Raw genomic sequence first — 20,250 nt, forward strand, 5'->3', positions numbered from 1 at the left:
CGGCGGGGCCGCTCGGGGGTCGGCCAGTGCCCGGCTGCCCGAAGGCATGCGGCTGGGCGGTCTGGCTGGTCACTCGCTCCATCGTAGGTGCGGGCGCCAACGGGACGGGCCTGCGCGTGTCGCGCTGTGGATGCGCCACGCACGTCGTTCGGTGCGCTTTGCGCAGCGTGCGCCTAGGCTGACCGCATGCACTACCTGCTCGGTCTCGCAGCACTGGTCCTCGGCGCCATCATCGCGACGCGCCGCACCCGGCCCACGTGGTTCGTCGTGACGACCTGCGTGCTGGTCGCCGTCGGCGCGCTGCTGGCGATCCTCAGCTACACGCGCGTCACCGACCCGATGGGTCTGATCGCGAACAGCATCCTCGGCTGGGCCTTCGTCGGCCTGGCGATCATCACGATGTTCAGCGCGATCTTCGTCCTCGAGCGCCGTGGCGAGCACGGCGAGGAGCTGCCGCCGCTCATCGGCGACAACCCCTTCGACGGCGACACCGACGACTCTGACGACCCGGTGGCCGCGCGCGCTGGCGCTGGCGCTGCTGCCGCGACGGGCGCTGCTGGCGCCGTGGGCGCTGCGCCGCAGGACGGCGCGACCGTGATCGGCGCAGACCCCGACCTGGCGACGCCTGCGGCGGAGACGGATGTCGATGCTGCCCCGGAGGGCGGCGCCGTCGACGGCAGCCAGCGCACCTGACGCATCCGACTGCCGGGACGCATCCGACCCCCGAACGCGACGACGCCCGCCGGTGATCCGGCGGGCGTCGCGCTTGCTGCGGGGAGCTCAGGCCTTCTCCTCGCCCTTCGTGTCGATCTCCTCGGCCCACGCCGGCGGCTCGTCGCGGCCGGCCTCTTCGTCGGCTTCGGCGTCGGCGGGGGTCGCCTGCACGATGCCGGCGGCGTGGTGCGTGGGGGCGTAGATCGCGTAGAGCCGCATCGGCTGGTCGCCGGTGTTGATGACGTCATGCCAGGTGCCGGCGGGCACCTGGATGCTCCAGCCGTCGATGACGTCCTGCTCGAACGGCAGGTCGTCCTTCGACGGGCCCATGACGACGCGCCCCTGGCCGGCGTCGAGCCGGAGGAACTGGTCGGTGCCCTTGTGCACCTCGAGGCCGATCGATGAGCCGGGCTCGATCGACATGAGCGTCACCTGCAGGTGCTCGCCGCTCCAGGCGACCGTGCGGTAGTTGGTGTTCTCGCGCGTCGCGGTCTCGATGTCGAACGCGTTGCGCTGCGGACCGTTGTCGTGGATCTCCATGACTGGATCATGCCCGCTCGACCTGGGGAGCGCCAGCAAGGGAGCGCTCCGATCGGCGGTGGGGGCGACGTCGGTGTCGCGCCGACCCCGCATTACGCTGGGCAGGAGATCGGCGACCACAGGAGGCGCGCATGACGAACGTCTCGGGGCTGGATCCCGTCGTTCCCTCGCTCGTCGCGCATGCGAGCATCCGTGCTCGGGTCACCGAGGCGCTGCGAGAGGCGATGGTCGCCGGCACGATGGAGCCGGGCACCGTCTACTCCGCGCCCGCCCTCGCGCAGATGCTCGGGGTGTCGGCGACCCCCGTGCGTGAGGCGATGATCGATCTGGTCAAGGAGGGGCACGTCGAGGCGATCCGCAATCGCGGCTATCGCGTCGTGCAGATCAGCGACCAGGATCTGGACGAGATCGTCGAGCTGCGTGCCCTCATCGAGGTGCCGACCATCGAGCGGGTCGCGAGCCTCGCGACGCCGGAGCAGGTGGCGGCGCTGCGTCCGCTCGCCGATGAGCTCGAGCGCACGGCGGCCGAAGGGCTGCTGCGGGAGTTCATCACCGCCGACAACGCATTCCACCTCAGTCTGCTGGCGATCGCGGGCAACCGCCTGATCGTGCAGGAGGCGCGCCGGCTGCGAGGGCTGTCGAGGCTCTCGGCGCTGCAGCACCTGCACCGGGAGGGCCGGCTCGTGCAGACCGCTGCAGAGCACGCGCAGCTGCTCGACCTGATCGACGCGCGAGACGCGCACGGCGCTGCGGCGCTCATGGCAGCCCACCTCGGCCACGTGCGCGGGGTCTGGGCCGGCAAGCCCGAGCACTAGACCCGCTCGACGCAAACGACGCAACCAACCCGCAACATCCGCGCAATCTCGCGGTTGCAGGAGAGTGCAATTGTACGTTGTACTGTTGCAGCTGCGCCGAGCCCGACGCCGCGCGCAGTCAACGACGACGAGGAGCCCCTTCCGATGGCCACCACCACCGCATCCGCCCCCACCCGGGCGACCAATCGCCGTGTGCTGATCGGCAGCCTCAGCGGCAGCGCGATCGAATGGTTCGACTTCTTCCTCTTCGCGACGGCGGCCGCGCTGATCTTCGACAAGCAGTTCTTCCCCACAGAGGACCCCGCGCTCTCGCTGATGCTCTCGTACGTGTCGCTGTCGCTCACGTTCTTCATCCGGCCTTTCGGCGGCATCGTCTTCTCACACATCGGCGACCGCATCGGGCGCAAGAAGACGCTGGTCATCACGCTCTCGCTCATGGGCGGGGCGACGGTCGCGATCGGCCTGCTGCCGACGTTCGACCAGGTCGGCGTGCTGGCACCGATCCTCCTCATGCTCTGTCGCATCATCCAGGGCCTCGCGATCGGTGGCGAGTGGGGCGGCGCGCTGCTGCTCGCCTACGAATACGCCCCGAAGGAGCGCCGAGGCTTCTTCGGCTCTGTGCCGCAGACGGGCATCACGATCGGCATGCTGCTCTCCACGCTGGCATTCGCGCTCGTGAGCCTGCTGCCGACCGACGCCTTCGATGCCTGGGGCTGGCGCCTGCCGTTCATCGCGAGCGTCGTGCTCGTGTTCGTCGGCCTCTGGATCCGCAAGGGCCTCGCCGAGACGCCCGACTTCCAGAAGGCGAAGGACTCCGGGAACGTCGCGAAGCTCCCTCTCGCAGAGACGCTCCGCGACCACTGGCGCTCGGTGCTCGTCGCCATCGGCGCGAAGTTCGTCGAGACGGCGCCGTTCTACATCTTCGCGACCTTCGTGGTCAGCTACGCCACCGGCGCGCTCGACTTCGAGCGCTCGACGGTGCTCAACGCGGTCAGCGCCGGAGCCTTCGTGAGCACGATCGCGATCCTCGCGATGGGTGCGCTCTCGGACCGCATCGGTCGCCGACGCGTGTTCCTGCTGGGCGCGATGCTCATCGCCCTGTTCGCGGCGCCGTTCTTCCTGCTCCTCGACATCGGCATGGACTGGGGTGTGTACGCGGCCGTCGTCATCGGCCTCGGCGTCGTGTGGCCGCCCGTCACCGCGACGCTCGGCACGCTCATGTCGGAGATCTTCTCCACCCGCGTCCGCTACACCGGCATCACGCTCGGCTACCAGATCGGCGCCGCGCTGGCTGGCGGCACCGCACCGCTGCTTGCGACGTGGCTGCTCACGGCCTTCGGCGGTTCGTGGGTGCCGATCGCGGTGTACATCGCCGCCGTCGCCGTCATCTCGATCGTCGCGGTCTCGCTCTCCCCCATGGCGACCAGGCGCGAGACGCAGCTGCTCGCCGCTCGTGGCCTCGACGACGGCTCCGTCATGGCCGCCGAGCGCAAGGAAGGGGCTTCGGCATGAGCGGCGCAGGCCAGGGCCCCACGGCCTTCAGCGCAGCGGCTGTGCGCGAGCGGATCACGCCGCGGCGTGCGCGGGAGCTGGTCGCCAGAGCGTTGACGTCAGGCTTCTCACCGGCGGACGACTCGCCCCGCAGCAACATCGCTGCTGGCGACGGTCACCTGCTGCTGATGCCGTCGACGATCGGCGCGTGGACGGGCGTCAAGATCGCCTCGGTGGCGCCGGGCAACCCGGAGCGCGGACTGCCGAGGATCCAGGCGACCTATCTGCTGCTCGACACCGAGACGCTGAGCACGGTGGCGATCATCGACGGCGTGAGCCTCACCGCGCTGCGCACGCCCGCGGTCTCGGCGGTCGCGGTCGACGGGCTTGCGGCTCCAGACGCGGAGCGCCTGGTCGTCTTCGGCACCGGCCCTCAGGCCATCGAGCACGCGATCGCGATGGCCGATGTGCGGACGCTGTCGAGCATCCGCATCGTCGGGCGGAGCCCATCCAAGGTCGACGCGGCCTGCGCCGAGCTGCGCGGGCGTGGCATCGCGGCCGAGCCAGGACGAGCAGCGGATGTCGCTGAAGCCGACATCGTCGTGTGCGCGACGTCTGCAGAGCATCCGCTCTTCGACGGCACGCTCGTGCGCGACGGGGCCTGCGTCGTCGCGATGGGCTCGCACGAGCCGGGTCGTCGCGAGCTCGACGAGCGGCTGATGGGCCGCTCGCTCGTGGTGGTCGAGGAGGCCGGTGCCGCGCTGCGAGAGGCGGGCGACGTCATCCAGGCGGTCGACGCCGGCGTCCTCGACGCATCCGCCCTCGTCGGCATCGATGCGCTCGCCCGCGGTGAGGTGACGCGTGCGACCGACCGGCCGAACGTGTTCAAGGGCACCGGCATGTCGTGGCAGGACCTCGCGGTGGCGATCGGCGTCGTCGAGCGCTGAAGCCGGATGTCGCTCGGCGTGCGGCTGGGGGCGGCCGGCGGACGAGAGGGTCAGCGGTCGGTCAGGCAGCCAGCGCTCGCAGACATACGGCGCTCCCAGTCGGCCGACGATCGCAGTCGGCCAACGCTCGCAGTCAGCCAGCGGTCGCAGTCAGCCGGCGCTCGAAGTCAGTCAGCGGTCGGTCAGCGAGCGCTTGCAGTCGGCCGGCCGTTGGTCAGCCAGCAGTCGGTGCTGCGTCGTAGGTGAGCCACCGCGTCTTCGTTGCGACGCGGTCGTAGAGGCGCTGGGCGGTGGCGTTGTCGTCGGCCGTGATCCAGCGCACCACCGAGGCACCCTCCGTCGCGGCGATCTGCTGCAGCCGCGCGATCAGCGCCGCACCGACGCCGCGGCCGCGCACGGCGGGGTCGGCGAACAGGTCGTCGAGGTAGATGCCGGTCTGCCCGATGGAAGGCCGCGCGAAGCGTCGCCAGTGCGCGAAGCCGACGATCTCGCCGTCGAGCTCTGCGATGAGTCCCTCGCTCTGGTGCGCGGCGTCGAGCAGCCAGCTCCACACGCGGTCGGCGACGGCGTCATCGTGCGGGTTCTTGTAGAACGTGCGGTAGCCGTGGAAGAGCTCCTCCCACCGCTGCCGATCCTCCGCCACCACTGCCCGCACGCTGATCTCGCTCATGCGCCCACGCTAGTCGCGCACTCCGCAGTGCGCGCAGTCGAGCCAGTCGGCGTCGCCGACCCGATTCGACTTGTTCGACCTGGTGCACCAGGTCGAGATCGGTGCATCAGGTCGTCGGGCTGGCGATCACGCCGCCCGGGACAGGTCGAGCACCCGGGGGCGGACCCGTGGCACGCGGTGGTGGAGCAGGATGCGCTCCAGACGCGCCGGCTCCAGCACATCCGCCCAGACCCAATGCGCGGGATCTCCGCTGGAGAGCAGGTCGTCGTCGCGCGCCTTCTCGATCGCGAGCGCCTGCACGCCAGACTTCCCGGCTCGGTTGGCGAGCTCGCCGTACTTCATCAGGCCGTCGAACTCTCCGTACACAGGGCGGCCACCCGCGATCACCCACCGCATGTCGACCCGGTGGCGCTCGCCGCTCCGGCCGGTCACCCACACCTGGAGCTCCGGCGCAGCGAAGCCCAGCTGGAAGGCTCGCACCCGACTCCACGACTCGCCGACCGACTCTGCGGCACCGTCCGCGAATGTGATCGCCCACTCCGCCCTCGAGCGATTGCGCCTGCTCTGTCGACCGAGCGCATCCAAGATCTGCTGCTTCGTCACCCTCCCGGCGTGGAGCGCGTCGTCGATCGCCGACACCGCATCCAGCACGCTGCACCGGCGCGCGACGTCGGCGAGCGCATATGCCAGCGTGCACACGGCCTTGTTGCCGACCGCGTCGCGGTCTCGCGGATCGAGCAGGACCTGCGCATGCACGACCCCGGCCTTCGTCCCCGCGGTTCGCCGGTCGCCGGTCGTGTAGACCGCTGCAGGCTCCAAGCCGTAGGGCACACCATGCAGCGCGAGTGCGGACTCCCGGGCGAAGACTGCGCGCGGTCGGGTGGCGTGCACGGCCTGGATGCGCAGCAGATACGCGGCGTCCCGATCGTCGGCAGCGAGATCGGTGGTCGCGACGTAGATGCCGTGCCGCACGCGGGTCAGCCGTGCGTCGCGCTCGGGCCGAAGCCCGGGCGCCGACCCTGCGATCACCTTCGCCCGAAGCACCTGCGCGCCGTCCTCCGCCGTCTCCATGGCGCGGACGATGCCAGATCTCTCGAACGGCGCGTGCCCTGGCGCCCTGCCTTGTGGAGGGAGCGGCCGCCGCGTCGACGTCTGCGCACGGCAGCCGACCTGTTCCACCGCTCGCGACCCGGCCTACCGGGTCGCCGTCGGCGGAACGGGTCGGCTCAGCAAGAAATGAGCGAGGAGCGCGGAAAGGGGGCGGGTGAGGGGTGTGCGGACAGGGGCGCGGGAGGGAGCACGCACGGAGCGCGGAAGGGGGCGCGGGACGGAGCGCACACGGGGCGCGGGCAGAACGCACGCATACGGGAGAATGGCGGGATGCGCATCGACTACCCGGCCGACCTCCCGGTCAGCGAGGCGCGCGACGAGATCATGGCCACGATCCGCGACCACCAGGTCGTGATCGTCGCGGGTGCCACGGGATCGGGCAAGACGACGCAGCTGCCCAAGATGCTGCTCGAGCTCGGCCGCACCAGCATCGGCCACACCCAGCCCAGGCGGCTCGCGGCCCGCACCATCGCCGAGCGCCTCGCCGAGGAGCTCGAGGTGGAGATGGGCAGCGAGGTCGGCTACAAGGTGCGCTTCACCGACCAGGTGAGCGCCGACACCCGCATCAAGGTGATGACCGACGGCATCCTGCTCGCCGAGATGCACCGCGATCGCGACCTCAAGCAGTACGACGCGATCATCATCGACGAGGCCCACGAGCGCAGCCTCACGATCGACTTCCTGATCGGCTACCTGCAGCGGCTGCTCCCCCGTCGGCCCGATCTCAAGGTGATCGTCACGAGCGCGACGATCGACCCGCAGTCGTTCTCCCGGCACTTCGACGACGCCCCGATCATCGAGGTCTCCGGCCGCACGTACCCCGTCGACATCCGCTACCGCCCGCTCGTGAGCGAGGCGATGGATGCGGATGACGACGGCGAGGAGGACGAGCCGGCCGCCGACCTCGACCCGATCGAAGGCATCGAGTCGGCCCTCGCCGAGATCGCCCGGGACGACGCCGGCGATGTGCTCGTGTTCCTCCCCAGCGAGGCCGACATCCGCGACGCCCAGTCGGCGCTCGAGGGGCGCCTCGGCCAAGCCACCGAGATCCTCCCCCTCTACGGCCGCCTGAGCGCCGCCGACCAGCACCGCGTCTTCGAGCGCACGGCCCGCGCGGGCATCCGCCGCCGCGTCGTGCTCGCCACCAACGTGGCCGAGACGAGCCTGACCGTGCCGGGCATCCGTCACGTCATCGACACGGGCACGGCTCGCATCTCGCGCTATTCGGCGCGCAGCAAGGTGCAGCGGCTGCCGATCGAGGCCATCAGCCAGGCGAGCGCGAACCAGCGCTCCGGCCGTGCGGGCCGTGTGGCGCCCGGCATCGCGATCCGGCTCTACGCCGAGGCCGACTTCGACAGGCGCCCCGCCTTCACCGACCCCGAGATCCTGCGCACCAACCTCGCGGCCGTCATCCTGCAGGCGGCGAGCCTCGGCCTCGGCCCGCTCGCCGAGTTCCCGTTCCTGCAGCCGCCCGCCGCCCGCGACATCAAGGACGGCAACGACTTGCTGCTCGAGCTCGGCGCGATCTCGAAGCAGGGCGGCATCACGAAGATCGGGCGTGAGCTCGCCCGCCTGCCCGTCGACCCGAGGTTCGGGCGGATGGCCGTGGCCGGCCGAGACGCGGATGTCGCCCACGAGGTCATCGCGATCGTCGCCGGGATGACGATCCAGGATCCCCGTGAGCGGCCGCTCGAGCGGCGCGAGGAGGCGGATCGCCAGCACGCGCGCTTCGTCGACCCGACGAGCGACTTCATCACCTTGCTGGCGCTGTGGCGGTATCTGCAGGAGCAGCAGGCGCGGCTCTCCGGCAACCAGTTCAGGAAGCTCTGCAAGACCGAGCACCTGAGCTTCCTGCGCGTGCGCGAGTGGCAGGACGTGGTGCGGCAGCTGACGCGCGCGCTGGGGTTGAAGCGGGAGGTCGCGCGATCGTCGAGCTCCACCGACCTACGGTCGTCGAGTAGCGCCGAAGGCGCGTATCGAGACGAGTCCGGTCATGGTCTCGATACGCGCACTGCGTCCGCTACTCGACCAGCGTCGCGCGCTCCTCGACCCGCGGAGGGCGCGGGTTCGTTCGCCGTCGCCGCCGACGCCGTCGCCATCCACAAGGCCCTGCTCACCGGCCTGCTCGGCCGCATCGGCGTCGTCGACGAGACCGGCAAGCCGCAGCAGTCCCGCCCCGGCGACGCCGGCGGCGGGCGTCAGGGACGGCGGATGCGGCAGCGGGCCGAGTACATCGGCGCCCGCGGGGCGCGGTTCCAGATCTTCCCGGGCTCCGGCCTCGCCAAGCAGCCGCCCCGCGCCGTCATGGCCGCGGAGCTCGTGGAGACGAGCCGCCTCTTCGCCCGCACCGTCGCATCCATCGACCTCGCCTGGGCCGAGCCGCTCGCGGGCGAGCTGGCGAAGCGGCAGGTGAGCGAGCCGCACTGGGAGCGCAAGCAGGGCGCGGTGGTGGCCTACGAGAAGGTGACGCTGTTCGGAGTGACGATCGTCGAGCGCCGCCGCGTGCAGTACGCACGCATCGATGCCGAGCACGCGCGCGAGCTGTTCATCCGGCACGCGCTCGTCGAGGGCGAGTGGGACTCTCCGCAGGACTTCGACCGCAAGAACCGCGAGCTGCGGCGCGAGATCGAGCGGCTCGAGGAGCGCCAGCGGCGGCGAGACCTGCTGGTCGGCGACGAGGCGGTGTTCGACTTCTTCGATGCGCGCATCCCGGCCGATGTCGCCTCGACGCGCGCCTTCGAGGGCTGGTGGCGCACGGAGCGCGAGGCCAGCCCCGAGCTGCTGACGATGACGCGCGAGGATCTCACCGGCGAGGATGCCCGTGTCGACCAGGAGCTCTTCCCGACGAAGTGGCAGCAGGGCGAGCAGCGGCTGCGGCTCAGCTATCGCTTCGAGCCCGGCACCGTCGACGACGGCCTCACGGTGCACGTGCCGCTCGCAGTGCTGCCGCGGCTCGGCTCCGCGGGGTTCGACTGGCTCGTGCCCGGCATGCGCGAAGAGCTGCTGACGGCGATGATCAAGAGCCTCCCGAAGCACATCCGCAAGCACGTCGTGCCGGCTGCCGACTGGGCGCGCGGCATGCTCGCCGAGCTCCCGGCGATCCCGCCGGCGGCGGCAGCCGGCAGCCCGGCGCGCTCGCTCGCCGACGTGCTCGCGACCCGCATCTCCCGCACCGCCTACGTGCAGTCGGTGGCCACCGACGTCGACTGGGGACGCATCCCCGACCACCTCAAGCCCACCTTCGCCGTGGAGGACGCCCGCGGCCGCCGGCTCGGGCAGGACAAGGATCTCGAGGCGCTCAAGCGCCGGTTCGGCGCCCAGGCGACGGCGCAGGTCGCCAAGGTCGCGGTGAAGGTGACGAGCGACCTCGAGCGCGACGAGGTGGCTGGCTTCGTGGAGGATCTGCCCGCGCACATCGACGTGCGGCAGGGCGGCAACACCGTGCGCGCCTACCCGGGGTACGCGGTGACCGGCAAGGCCGATGGCAAGGCCGTCGTCGGCGTCAGGCTCGCATCGACCCGCGAGGTGCAGCTGCGCGAGCAGCGTGCCGCCGTGCGCCAGCTGCTGCTGCGGCAGGTGCCGAGCCCGTCGCCCTATGTGCAGTCGAACCTCACGGGCGCCGAGAAGCTCGCGCTCGGTGCGAGCCCCTACGCCTCGACCGACCGCCTCTTCGACGACTTCATGCTGGCGATCATCGACGCGGAGCTCGGCGCCCAGACGCCCGCCACCGCGCAGGAGTTCGAGGCGCTGCGGGCCCGCGTCGCCGACGGCCTCGTCGACCGGATGTTCGCGCTCGCCAGCCAGGCGGCGCGCATCCTCACCGCGGCTCGGAATGCCGACCGCGCGATCCGCGAGGGCGCGAGCCTGGCCCACATGGCGGCGCTCGCCGACGCCCGCGCGCACCTCGAGCAGCTGGTCTTCGACGGCTTCGTCAGCCGCACGGGGCTCTCGCGGCTGGCGCGCCTCGAGGTCTACGTGCGTGCGATCGAGCACCGCGTCAAGCGCCTGCCGGAGACCGCCAACCGCGACCGCACCTGGATGACCGAGGTCGAGCAGGCCACGGCCCTGTTCACCGAGGCGGGCGGCACGCTGCCGCTGTCGGCGGCGGTCGCGGATGCCGCGGTGTCGGATGCGCCAGGGTCGGATGGGGCGTCGGATACGGCATCGGATGCGGCCAGCGGCACGGCCGGGTCGGCGAAGGCCCGCCGGCTGGTCACCGCCCGCTGGCTGCTGGAGGAGCTGCGCGTGAGCCTGTTCGCGCAGCAACTCGGCACCTCGGGCCCCGTCAGCCTGCAGCGCATCCGCAAGACCCTGACCGCATAGTCCGCCGAGCGTCGCCGCCGGCAGGATCCGGATTCTCGGGCCACCGAGCGGGACTATCCAGCCGGAGGCCCTCAGGTCGCGGGATCTTCCGGGCCTGGCGGCGCAATAGTCTGGGTGCGATGGACCAGAACCGCTACGGCCCGAGCTTCCAGCGCAACGCGCTCGCCCCCGGCATCCTCGCCGCCCTCGCCTTGCTGGTCTCGCAGGCGTGGCTCGCCGGAGCCTGGGACGACATCCTCCGCTACGTCGTCGCGATCCTCGCGCTCATCGTCGCCTGGTTCGCGATCCAGGCGAAGCACTGGTGGTGGGTGCCGGTGTTCGCCGTGATCGCCGTCGCTTGGAACCCCGTCGTGCCCTTCGAGCTCGAGGGCCCGCTCTGGATCGGCGCGCATTACCTCGTCGCGCTCGCGTTCCTCGCCGCGGGGCTCCTCGTCAAGACGCCGCGCCAGGACTGAGCTCGGCCGCGACGACGCGGGCTGAGCCGGCCAGACGGCCGAAGCGAACCCAACGGCCACAGCGACTCCCACCGATGCCACGGACACGTCGCACCGGGCTCGATTCCGCACCCTAGGCTGTCCTGGTGCGCACATATGCCGAGGTGCTGAGGGTTCCGGGGCTCGCGCGCATCATGCTCGCGCAGCTCATCGCCCGCTTCCCCGCGGGCATGTATTCGCTCGGCATCCTCATGCACATGGAGCACGAGCACGGCTCCTACACGGCCGCCGGGCTCGTGCTCGCCGCCTTCTCGATCGGCATGGCGGTCGCCGGCCCGTTCGTGTCGCGGCTCATGAGTCGCTTCGGCACCCTGCAGGTGCTCGCCCTCACGACGCTCGTCTCCAGCGCGGCGCTGCTGGCGATGGGGGTGCTCGAGGTGCCGCTGTGGGCCGATGCGCTCGCAGGCATCGTCGCAGGCGCAGCGATGCCACCGGTCGTGCCGACGGTGCGCACCCTCTACCCGCGCATGGTGCCGCAGCGCCTGCTGGCGCCGCTGTTCTCGTTCGACGCGGCGCTGCAGGAGATCATCTGGGTCTTCGGCCCCGTGCTGCTGACGCTGCTCGTCGCCGCCATGGGCACCGGGCCTACGCTGCTGGTGACGATCGGCATCCAGCTCTTCGGCGCCGTGCTGTTCGTCGCCTCGCCGGAGGTGCGCAAGTTGCGCATCCCACCGACGACGCGCAAGCTCGGCCGGGTGCTGCGCAAGCCGCCCGTGCTGCTCTCGGTGGTCGTCTCAGCGATGTTCATCGGCGGCTTCTCGGCCGTCGAGGCCGGCGTCGTGGCGACCTTCGGCGAGGGCGCGCTCGAGGCGGGCATCGTGCTGGGAGTCTCGGCGCTCGGCTCGCTCATGGGCGGCTTCGCGCTGGGCCACCGCGGCATCACGCCGTGGTCGGTCGCGATCCGGCTCTCGATCGTGCTGCTCGGCATGGCGGTCGCGCTGCCGATGACCGAGGTGGTCGGCCTCTCGATCGCGCTCTTCATCGCCGGCGTCGGCACCGCGCCGGCCCTCGCAGCCTTCTCGGCGATCATCGCCGGCACCGTGAAGTTCGCCGACACCCCGGAGGCCTACGCCTGGATCGGCACCGGCCAGCTGCTCGGCGCCGCCATCGGATCGGCCATCGCCGGCGTCGCGATCGACGCGGTCGGCGGAGTCGGCGCGGTCTGGGTGGCGGTCGTCATGGTCGCGATCGCGGCCTCCGTCGCGGTGATCTTCCGCCGCCACCAGCCCGACCTGCGGCACGGCATCGGCGAGCCGCCGGACACCGCGCCGGTGGAGCTGCCGCGCTAGGCACGGCGGCCGCCGTAGCTCGCCCGCGTCCCTCGATCGCGCCGCGCCCGGCTCCACCGCCGCCGCGCCTTCCGCAGAGATGTGACCATCTGCGCTTCACGGCCGCGATCGGGCGCCGATGCCCGCATGTCTGGCGCAAGGGCACGCGGTGGCGGATGCGCGGCGCGTGCCGCGGCACGTGGGGTCGAGTAGCTGCGCGACGGTGACGGGTGGACCCACCGGCGGCCGACGACTCCAGCAGGCTGATCGATCGGTTGTGAGGGGCTCGGCACTACGGTGAGGCCCATGTCCAACTTCCTGTTCGTCGTCCACGACGCACGTCATGACTCGAGAATCGACGCATGGCTCCGACAGCACGCTGCGCCGGCGGATGTGCACGTCGAACGCATGGGCAAACGCAGGCTCGTGGTCGTGAGCAAGGAGGTGGCACACTCCATCCGCGGCAGCGAGTTCTTCCGTGGATCGCTCGTGTCGACAGTGCACGGATGCATGGTGTTCGGGGTCGACGGCTGGCGCGATGCGCCGGAGGAGGTGCGAACCGATCCCGGCTCGCATGCGGGTGAGTACATCGCCGCATCGTGGAGCGACGGCAGGCTCACGATCGACCGCGATGTGTTCGGTCAGCCGCGTCTCGCGCACACGCGGGTCAGGGGCCTCATCGCCGCATCCGACTCGTTCCTCGTGCTCGCCTCGCTGCGGCGAGCGCTCGGTGCGCGCATCACCCTCAACCAAGAGGTGTTGGCCGCACGAGCCGTCAGGGACCTCGTCACCAGCCAGCAGTGCTCCACCGAGACCTTGAGCAACGAGATCCTCTACGTGCCAGGAAGCCGAGGACTCGGTCAGACCCGGCATCGCCTGCGGTTCGAGCTGACCGGACCGCTGATGACGGACCGGGTTCGCACCGACCGCGATCCGGCAGAGCTGCTGCGGACCAGCGCATCCAACGTCGGCAGGATCGTGCAGACACTGGCGGGCGTCGAGGGCTGGTCGACCACGCTGAGCCTCTCGGGCGGCCTCGACTCGAGGGTGGTGCTCGCGGGTGCCGTCGCGACGGATGTCGTGAACGATGTCCTCCTCTACACCCGGCCGGCCGGCAACGACGTCGACCGGGAGATCGCGCTCGAGCTCATGGCGGCTGTGGGCTCAGGGCTCAAGCCGGCTGGCGGAACCATGGCGCCGGCGACGGAGGGCCCTCTGACGCTGTGGGCTGCGAGTCTGCTCGGCTTCTACGACGGCTTCGGCCCTCGCAACGGCTCCCGCGGCCGCACGAGAGACTTCGGGCTGACGGGGATCGGCGCCGAGATCCACAAGGGCAATTGGGACTGGCGCACGATCCCTGCGCTCGCCCAAGCCGTCGCTGCGGCCGGCCCGGCCCGCGACGCTGTCGAAGCGCAGCTCTTGAAGGGCGCAGCATCGGTCGGCGCATCCGCGAAGGACACGAACGCCAGCGAGCTCGTCTACCTCGGCTACCGCAATGCGATCCACGCGGGCGCGGGGCACATCGGCGTGCACATGACGGGGTTGCATCCCGTCATGCAGCTCGATCTCGCTCGCGCCGCCCATCAGCGGCTCGAGGGCAGCTTCTCCGGTTCGGAACAGGGCATCGTCGACATGACCCTGCTGTTGGCTCCCGCGCTGGTCTCCGAGCGCTACGACCGAGCCGAGCGCATCCTGAGCCCTGAAGAGGCCCAGACGCGACTGCGCGCACTCGGCGGACCACTCGAGCCCATGTCTGCGCTCACCGTCTACGGCCGAGCCGAGGATGTCGTGGCGGGCCCCTCGAGCCTCTCCCTCTCCATCGCTCGCGGCCTCGGGTTCGAAGGCCCTCTCTCTGCCGCCTCGGTGCTGCCGATGTTCGACAGCACGCTCGACCACGTGGACGACGCCGCGCTGCGCGCCGCGCTGCACCAGCTGAAGGGCCACGCCCGCTGGATGGTGGAACATCGCGGAGGCGACCTGGTGACATCGGAGCAGTCCGCCTCGCGCGTCCTCATGCTCCACGCGCTGTCCGTGATCGACTAGCGCGAGGCCCGCAGCCCGAGCTCGCCCGCGAGCGCCTCGAGCGCCGGCAGCGGATCCTCGCTCGCCGGCAGCAGCTGCACGCACACGTGGTCGGCGCCCGCATCGAGCTGTCCGCGCACGGCTGCCGCCAGCTCCGCCGGGGTGCCGTGGGGCGCGAGCGCGTCGACCGCCGCGTCCGTCGCGCCGTCGTCGAGCTCGGCTGCGGTGAAGCCGTGGGACTCGAGCGTGCGGCGGTAGTTCGACAGCGCCAGGTAGCGGTCGAGGAAGGCGCGGGCGGATGCGCGCGCGGCCACGGGATCGGTGTTCGGCACGAGTCGCTGCTCCGGTGCGATGAGCGTGTCGGGGCCGACGATGTCGCGGGCGAAGCGGGTGTGCGTCGGCGTGGTCATGTAGGGGTGGGTGCCGGCCGCGCGCTCGGCGGCGAGCGCGAGCGTGCGCGGACCGAGCGCAGCGATCACGCGGCGCTCTGCGGGCACGCCCTCGGCGTCGAGCGTGTCGAGGTACTCCACGAGCGCCGCGTACGGCTTCTGGTAGGTGTCGCCGATCGCCTCGCGGTGCCCGATGCCGACGCCGAGCAGGAAGCGGCCGGGGTGCGCCTGCTCGAGGCGGTGGAAGGATGCGGCGACCTCGGCCGCCGGGGACTTCCAGATGTTCACGATGCCGGTGGCGATCGTCACGTGCTCGGTCGCGTCGAGCAGCTGCTCGGCGATCTCCAGGTCGGCCTCCGGCGAGCCGCCGATCCAGATCGTGCCATAGCCAAGCCGCTCCACCGCGGCCGCCAGCTCAGGCGTGAGCAGCCCACCGCCGCGCCAGAAGCCGACGCGGCCGAGGGCGGGAGCGGCAGGAGCAGGAGCAGCAGGAGCAGCAGTCATCGTGGTTCCAATCGAAAGGCGGCGCGGTCAAGGAGTCACGCCCACCGTATCCACCGCTGCCATGCAGGCAGCCAGCAGCGGCAACACCCCAGAGCGCCTACTCGATCGCCTGCACGGACTCGATGAGCCCATCCGCCCACGCACTCGAGTCGGCGACATACGCGGCTGGCTGGCCGATCGGCGCCGGCACCGTCAGGGTCTGCCCGCCGTCGACCACCTCGCCGGTGAACAGGTGGCGCCATCGCCCCGGCGGCAAGGTCACCGACACCTCGCTCGCGCCCTCCCGCAGCACGGGCGCGACGAGCACGTCCCGCCCGAGGAAGAACTGCGTGTCGACGCCCGCCGCCTCCGTGCCCGGCGCGACGAGCCAGCCGTGCCGCATCGCGGGCACCCCGGTGCGCACCGCCTCCTCCAGCACCTGCGCGCGGTAGTCGCCGAGCGCCGTGAACAGCTGCGTCATTTCTGCCAAGTGGCTCGCCACCGCCGGATCCTCATCCGGCTGCAGGTTCACCGCCGGGCGGTTCGTCTCGTGGGTGCGCATCACCGGGCCGAAGGCCGCGTACTCGGCCCAGCGCTGCAGCAGTTCAGGAGTGCGCCGGTGATCCTGCACCACCGCGTTGATGGAGGTGTAGCCGCCCAGGTCGCTGTGCACCACCGGCCAGCCAGAGACGCCGGCCGAGAGCGTGCCGAGCAGCGCCGACTCGAGGCCGTCCTCGCGGCTGAAGTCCACGAGCTGATCGCCGGTCCACGCGAGCCCGGGCGAGGCGCCCAGCGAGCCCGCGCGGAACCACGTCACGCACTCCGGCTTGCCCGCGCGCTCGCACGCATCCGCCACCGTCTCCATCCACAGCCCCGGCCAGGCGTTGTGCAGCTGCGCGGCCGAGCCCTCGTGCAGCACGGCGTCGACCGGCAGCCCCTCGGCGAAGTCGGCCATGAAGCCGTCGACCCCGATCGCGAGCACCTCCTCGGCGATCACGTCGGCGAACCAGTCGCGAGCCTCGGGATGCGTGAGGTCGACCAGGGAGGCGGTGAAGTCGCCCTGATCGAGTCCGTATGGCTGGCCGGTCGCATCGCGCACGAGGTACTGCGCGTCGCGCGCCTCGGCGTAGAGGTTGCGGATGCCGGGGTCGTCCTTGGGCGCGGCGTCGACGACGAAGGGGTTGACGTAGGTCGTCACCCGGATGCCGTCGTCGTTGAGCTCGCCCACCAGCTGCTCCCAGTCCGGATAGCGGGAGCGGTCGAGCTGCCACGTCCACCACAGCCGCTCGCCGAAGGACGTGGTGCGCTGTCCGACCCAGTCCTGCAGCCACACGCCGGAGATCTCGGTGCCGGCGTCCCGCAGCGTGGCGACGCGCTCGCGAACGGCCTCGCTGCCGCCCTGGGCGCCCACGATCATGCCCTCCTGCGTCCAGGGCGCCAGTGCCTGGCGGGCGTCGTCCGCGTGCTGCGCGGCGACGAGCTCGGCCGGCGTCGCGCCGCTGGAGAGCTCGACGGTGATGGATGGGTTCCACAGCTCGACGCCGACGCGGCTCGGCGCGCTGAGGTCGGCGACGGCGAACGCGTGCGCTCCCGCCGATGTCGGTGCGACGCGCAGACCGCGGAGCTCGTCGGTGACGAAGCTGGGCCAGGCGGCGTAGGTCATGACGTCGGTGCCGCCGGCGCCGTGGTTGGTCAGGTTCGCGAGGAACGTGAGCGGCTGCAGCCCGCGCCCGACGCCCTGCTCGCGCACCATGAGGGGCACGACGCGGCCGTCGAGGTCGAAGTCGGTGAACTGCTCGCCGAAGCCGTGCACGCCGGCATGCTCGGTTCGCCCGGAGTGCAGGGCCACGGAGGTCGCGGCCGGCACCGAGACCTCCATCGTCACGCGCGTGCCGTCGTCGATGATCGCGACCTCGTACGCTGTCTCCTCGTCGCCGGAGAGGAGGCGGCCCGTGAGCATCCAGCCGCCCGCGGTCGGAGCGACCGCGTCGATCGTCTGGTCGCTCCAGACCCGGTCGCGGTGCACGGTCGGCCAGAAGTAGCCGCGGTGCTCCTCGACGTCGACGCGACCGGCCGCGGCCGTCACGAAGGCGCGGCCCGCGTCGCTCGCCCAGACGACCGTGCCGGATCGCAGCACCTGCACGGTGTCGTCTGAGACGGTCAGGCGGGCGCCGTCGTCCCCTGACTCGGGAGCAGCCGCGGCCGTGCCGTCGTACCTCGCCTGCACGGAGAGCTCGCCGACCGCGATGGGCGCGACGTCGTCTGAGGGGAGGCCGGCGTAGTTGACACCGACGATCCCCAGGCCGATCACGAGCAGCGCGGCCACGCCGAGCGCGACGAACCGCATGATGCGGCGTGGGCGTGCCCTGCCCGAGGCGCGCTGCGCCATCAGCGCACCGACCGCGCAGGCACCAGCATCGTGAGCGCTCCTGCCCGCAGCGTCACCGTCACGGCGCCCGTGCCGACGCGCTCGCCGTCGGCGTAGGCGATCAGCCCCGGCGCCTCGACGCGCACGCGCGAGGCGCGCATCGAGATGACCTCCGGCCGCTCGAGGTGGCGCCCGGCGAGCAGCAGCGGGAACAGCCGCAGCAGCCGAGTGCGAGAGAGCGGGCCGACATGCGTCACGTCGAGCTGCCCGTCGTCTGGCAGCGCCTTCGGGCAGATGGGCATGCCGCCGCCATAGCTGTCGGTGTTGCCGATCGCGACGAGCGTGCCAGGCAGCGGGCGCGCCGCCGCCTCGTCGACGGCGATCCGGAACGGCACGGGCCGCAGCTGCGCGAGCTCGGCCAGCAGCGCCAGGTAGTAGCGAGCGCGACCGCGGGGCCACCGCAGCCGGTTCGTGCGGTCGCTCACGCGCGCGTCGAAGCCGAGCGCGACGACCGTGAGAAAGTGACGGGCGGCATCCGCCGTCTCGACGCGACCGACGTCGATGCGCCGCGGCCGGCCGCGCAGCGCGAGCGCCGCGGCGTCGGCGGCGTGCACCGACCCGACCGGCAGCCCGATGGCGCGCGCGAAGTCGTTGCCGGTGCCGGCCGGCACGAGCGCGATGGGCACCTCGGTGCCGACGAGCGCGTCGAGCAGCGTCGAGAGCGTGCCGTCGCCGCCGATGATCACGAGCGCTGTCGGCTGCGCGGCGACGGCCTCGGCGACCAGCTCGCGCGACTGCTCGACCGAGGCGCCGACGTAGGCGACCACCTCGGCACCGAGCTCGCGCAGGCGCGCGATCGCCGCATCCGCTGCGTCACGGCCGCGCCCACGACCCGATGTCGGATTGACGAGCACCGCGATGCGCGGAGCCGCGTCAGCCATGCTGGCCCGCCGCACCGTCGGCGATGAGCATGCCCGGGCTGTCGGCGATCAGCACGCCCGGGTTGAGGATGCCGGCGGGATCGAGCTCGGCCTTCACGGCGCGCAGCACGCGGATGCCGACCTCGCCGATCTCGCGCTCGAGCCACGGCTGGTGATCGCGGCCGATCGCGTGGTGGTGGGTGATGGTGCCGCTGTGCGCGAGGATCACGTCGTTCACGCTCGCCTTGGCGCGCGCCCAGGCCGCGAGCTGGTCGCCCCGCAGACCCGCAGCGATCGTGAAGTAGAGCGAGGCGCCGGTCGGGTAGACGTGCGAGATGTGGCAGAGCACGAGCGACTTCGCGCCCTCCTCGGCGAGCCCGGCGGTGATCGCCTCGGTGACGGCCGCCTTCAGCGCCTGCAGGTTCGACCAGGTCGTCGCGGTCTCGAGCGTCTCGAGGAAGACGCCGGCGTCGAGCAGCGCGTCGCGCAGGTAGGGCGCGTTGAAGCGGCCCCGCTCCCACTCGAGCGCGGGCTGCTCGCCGAGGCGGGTGCCGCCCGCTGCCGTCAGCACGGCGGCAGTGCGCTCGCGGCGCTCTGCCGTGATCTCGGCCTCGCCCTCGAAGAGCGTGACGGCGCTGCAGCCGGAGCCGAACGCCTTGCCGATCTTGCCGTGCTGGGCGAGGCTTACGGAGGTCTCGGCCTCGTCGGAGAGGCGGATGACCGTGGCTCCCGTGCCCAGCTGCGCCAGACGGCGCAGCGCGTCGGCGCCGGTCGCGAAGTCGGGGAACCGCCAGGCATCGGCGAGCCGCACGGCCGGCACCGGATGCACGCGCACCCGCACGGCGGTGATGACGCCGAGCGCACCCTCGGATCCGAGGAAGAGTCGCACGAGGTCGGGGCCGGCAGCTGACCCGGGCGCACGGCCGAGGTCGAGCTCGCCCGTCGGTGTGACGACGCGCAGGCCCGTCACCATCGCGTCGAAGCGGCCATGCCCGGCAGAGCTCTGCCCCGACGAGCGCGTGGCCGCGAAGCCGCCGATCGTCGCGTAGAGGAAGCTCTGCGGGTAGTGCCCGAGCTCGAAGCCGCGCGCCGCGAGCGCGGCCTCGGCGTCGGGGCCGGTCGTGCCGGCGAGCAGCGTCGCCTCGCCGCTCAGCTCGTCGAGCGACACGAGGCCGCTCATGCGGGCGAGGTCGAGGCTGATGACGGCGCGGCGTCCTCCCGCGATCGGGTCGACCCCACCCACGACGGTGGTGCCGCCTCCGAAGGGCACGACCGCGATGCCGTGCTCGGCGGCGAGGCGCAGGATCGCCGCGACCTCCGCGTCGCTCGCGGGTGTGACGACGGCGTCGGGCGCATCCTGGCGCGTCGCGCGGCGGCGCAGCAGATCGGGGGTCGACTTGCCACCGGCGTGACGGATGCGCGCCTCGCGCTCGGTGCGAACGTGGGTCGCACCGACGATGGCCGCAAGCTCGTCGCGGAGCGCCTCGCCCGCTGCGCCCTCGAGCGCCGAGGGCGCGAGCTCGACATCCTCGAGCGCCGCGGCCGGCTCTGGCGGGCGGATGCGGCCGAGCTTCAGCGGCAGCAGCGCGCGCAGGGCTGCGGGCAGCGAGCGCGCCTTGGCGGGGTCGCCCCAGCCGTTCCAGCGCATCGGTGCCGAGGCCTCTCGCTCCGGGACTGCGGTGTCGTCGGTCATGCG

General features: G+C 71.9%; 15 protein-coding genes. 8 read left to right on the forward strand and 7 right to left on the reverse strand.

Features of this window, described 5'->3' with window-relative positions; translation table 11 throughout:
* Positions 1-186 precede the first annotated feature (186 nt).
* The gene (locus tag MKD51_RS13145) at positions 187-693 is read left to right on the forward strand and encodes a hypothetical protein (protein ID WP_240240747.1); all 507 of its coding nucleotides are present in this window, start codon (positions 187-189) and stop codon (positions 691-693) included.
* 87 nt (positions 694-780) lie between these two features.
* Here MKD51_RS13145 and MKD51_RS13150 read toward each other — a convergent pair whose 3' ends face one another.
* A complete protein-coding gene (locus MKD51_RS13150) occupies positions 781-1,254 on the reverse strand; it encodes a cupin domain-containing protein (protein WP_240240748.1) in 474 nt (157 codons plus the stop codon).
* A gap of 131 nt (positions 1,255-1,385) precedes the next feature.
* Here MKD51_RS13150 and MKD51_RS13155 point away from each other — a divergent pair, with 131 nt between their 5' ends.
* From MKD51_RS13155 to MKD51_RS13165, 3 genes are all read left to right on the forward strand, one after another.
* Positions 1,386-2,069, forward strand: a complete 684-nt coding sequence (locus MKD51_RS13155; protein ID WP_240240749.1) for a GntR family transcriptional regulator — start codon at positions 1,386-1,388, stop codon at positions 2,067-2,069.
* Positions 2,070-2,213: 144 nt separating this feature from the next.
* The gene (locus MKD51_RS13160) at positions 2,214-3,581 is read left to right on the forward strand and encodes an MFS transporter (protein WP_240240750.1); all 1,368 of its coding nucleotides are present in this window, start codon (positions 2,214-2,216) and stop codon (positions 3,579-3,581) included.
* Positions 3,578-4,507 (forward strand): ornithine cyclodeaminase family protein, encoded by a 930-nt coding sequence (locus tag MKD51_RS13165; RefSeq protein ID WP_240240751.1) that lies wholly within the window; start codon positions 3,578-3,580, stop codon positions 4,505-4,507. The genes MKD51_RS13160 and MKD51_RS13165 overlap by 4 nt, the downstream gene beginning before the upstream one ends.
* 214 nt (positions 4,508-4,721) lie before the next feature.
* Here the strand turns inward: MKD51_RS13165 and MKD51_RS13170 are convergent, their stop codons facing one another.
* Positions 4,722-5,177, reverse strand: a complete 456-nt coding sequence (locus MKD51_RS13170) for a GNAT family N-acetyltransferase (RefSeq protein WP_240240752.1) — start codon at positions 5,175-5,177, stop codon at positions 4,722-4,724.
* Positions 5,178-5,303: 126 nt separating this feature from the next.
* A complete protein-coding gene (locus MKD51_RS13175) occupies positions 5,304-6,248 on the reverse strand; it encodes a hypothetical protein (RefSeq protein ID WP_240240753.1) in 945 nt (314 codons plus the stop codon).
* Between the two features lie 165 nt (positions 6,249-6,413).
* Between MKD51_RS13175 and hrpA the strand changes: the two genes are divergently transcribed.
* From hrpA to MKD51_RS13195, 4 genes are all read left to right on the forward strand, one after another.
* On the forward strand, positions 6,414-10,610 hold the full coding sequence (gene hrpA / locus MKD51_RS13180) for an ATP-dependent RNA helicase HrpA (RefSeq protein ID WP_277603942.1): 4,197 nt from the start codon (positions 6,414-6,416) through the stop codon (positions 10,608-10,610).
* 119 nt (positions 10,611-10,729) lie between these two features.
* Positions 10,730-11,065 (forward strand): DUF6804 family protein, encoded by a 336-nt coding sequence (locus MKD51_RS13185; RefSeq protein ID WP_240240755.1) that lies wholly within the window; start codon positions 10,730-10,732, stop codon positions 11,063-11,065.
* Between the two features lie 125 nt (positions 11,066-11,190).
* A complete protein-coding gene (locus MKD51_RS13190) occupies positions 11,191-12,393 on the forward strand; it encodes an MFS transporter (RefSeq protein WP_240240756.1) in 1,203 nt (400 codons plus the stop codon).
* 285 nt (positions 12,394-12,678) lie between these two features.
* Positions 12,679-14,415, forward strand: coding sequence for a hypothetical protein (locus MKD51_RS13195; RefSeq protein ID WP_240240757.1), 1,737 nt, complete (start codon positions 12,679-12,681; stop codon positions 14,413-14,415).
* Here MKD51_RS13195 and MKD51_RS13200 read toward each other — a convergent pair.
* From MKD51_RS13200 to MKD51_RS13215, 4 genes are all read right to left on the reverse strand, one after another.
* Complete coding sequence (locus tag MKD51_RS13200; protein WP_240240758.1) at positions 14,412-15,287, reverse strand: LLM class F420-dependent oxidoreductase; 876 nt, start codon at positions 15,285-15,287, stop codon at positions 14,412-14,414. The genes MKD51_RS13195 and MKD51_RS13200 overlap by 4 nt on opposite strands.
* A gap of 97 nt (positions 15,288-15,384) precedes the next feature.
* Positions 15,385-17,655, reverse strand: a complete 2,271-nt coding sequence (locus MKD51_RS13205) for an alpha-glucosidase (RefSeq protein WP_240240759.1) — start codon at positions 17,653-17,655, stop codon at positions 15,385-15,387.
* Positions 17,655-18,575 (reverse strand): diacylglycerol kinase, encoded by a 921-nt coding sequence (locus MKD51_RS13210; RefSeq protein WP_240240760.1) that lies wholly within the window; start codon positions 18,573-18,575, stop codon positions 17,655-17,657. The genes MKD51_RS13205 and MKD51_RS13210 overlap by 1 nt, the downstream gene beginning before the upstream one ends.
* The gene (locus MKD51_RS13215; RefSeq protein WP_240240761.1) at positions 18,568-20,247 is read right to left on the reverse strand and encodes an FAD-binding oxidoreductase; all 1,680 of its coding nucleotides are present in this window, start codon (positions 20,245-20,247) and stop codon (positions 18,568-18,570) included. The genes MKD51_RS13210 and MKD51_RS13215 overlap by 8 nt, the downstream gene beginning before the upstream one ends.
* Between the last annotated feature and the right edge of the window lie 3 nt (positions 20,248-20,250).

This window comes from Agrococcus sp. ARC_14 (assembly GCF_022436485.1).
In the GTDB taxonomy this organism is placed as follows: Bacteria; Actinomycetota; Actinomycetes; order Actinomycetales; family Microbacteriaceae; genus Agrococcus.

Coding starts and splice junctions, on each gene's coding strand:
- MKD51_RS13150 (WP_240240748.1), bottom strand. CDS start 1,254: ATGGAGATCCACGACAACGGTCCGCAGCGCAACGCGTTCGACATCGAG.
- hrpA (WP_277603942.1), top strand. CDS start 6,414: ATGAGCGAGGAGCGCGGAAAGGGGGCGGGTGAGGGGTGTGCGGACAGG.
- MKD51_RS13160 (WP_240240750.1), top strand. CDS start 2,214: ATGGCCACCACCACCGCATCCGCCCCCACCCGGGCGACCAATCGCCGT.
- MKD51_RS13205 (WP_240240759.1), bottom strand. CDS start 17,655: ATGGCGCAGCGCGCCTCGGGCAGGGCACGCCCACGCCGCATCATGCGG.
- MKD51_RS13145 (WP_240240747.1), top strand. CDS start 187: ATGCACTACCTGCTCGGTCTCGCAGCACTGGTCCTCGGCGCCATCATC.
- MKD51_RS13155 (WP_240240749.1), top strand. CDS start 1,386: ATGACGAACGTCTCGGGGCTGGATCCCGTCGTTCCCTCGCTCGTCGCG.
- MKD51_RS13195 (WP_240240757.1), top strand. CDS start 12,679: ATGTCCAACTTCCTGTTCGTCGTCCACGACGCACGTCATGACTCGAGA.
- MKD51_RS13215 (WP_240240761.1), bottom strand. CDS start 20,247: ATGACCGACGACACCGCAGTCCCGGAGCGAGAGGCCTCGGCACCGATG.
- MKD51_RS13185 (WP_240240755.1), top strand. CDS start 10,730: ATGGACCAGAACCGCTACGGCCCGAGCTTCCAGCGCAACGCGCTCGCC.
- MKD51_RS13170 (WP_240240752.1), bottom strand. CDS start 5,177: ATGAGCGAGATCAGCGTGCGGGCAGTGGTGGCGGAGGATCGGCAGCGG.
- MKD51_RS13210 (WP_240240760.1), bottom strand. CDS start 18,575: ATGGCTGACGCGGCTCCGCGCATCGCGGTGCTCGTCAATCCGACATCG.
- MKD51_RS13200 (WP_240240758.1), bottom strand. CDS start 15,287: ATGACTGCTGCTCCTGCTGCTCCTGCTCCTGCCGCTCCCGCCCTCGGC.
- MKD51_RS13165 (WP_240240751.1), top strand. CDS start 3,578: ATGAGCGGCGCAGGCCAGGGCCCCACGGCCTTCAGCGCAGCGGCTGTG.
- MKD51_RS13175 (WP_240240753.1), bottom strand. CDS start 6,248: ATGGAGACGGCGGAGGACGGCGCGCAGGTGCTTCGGGCGAAGGTGATC.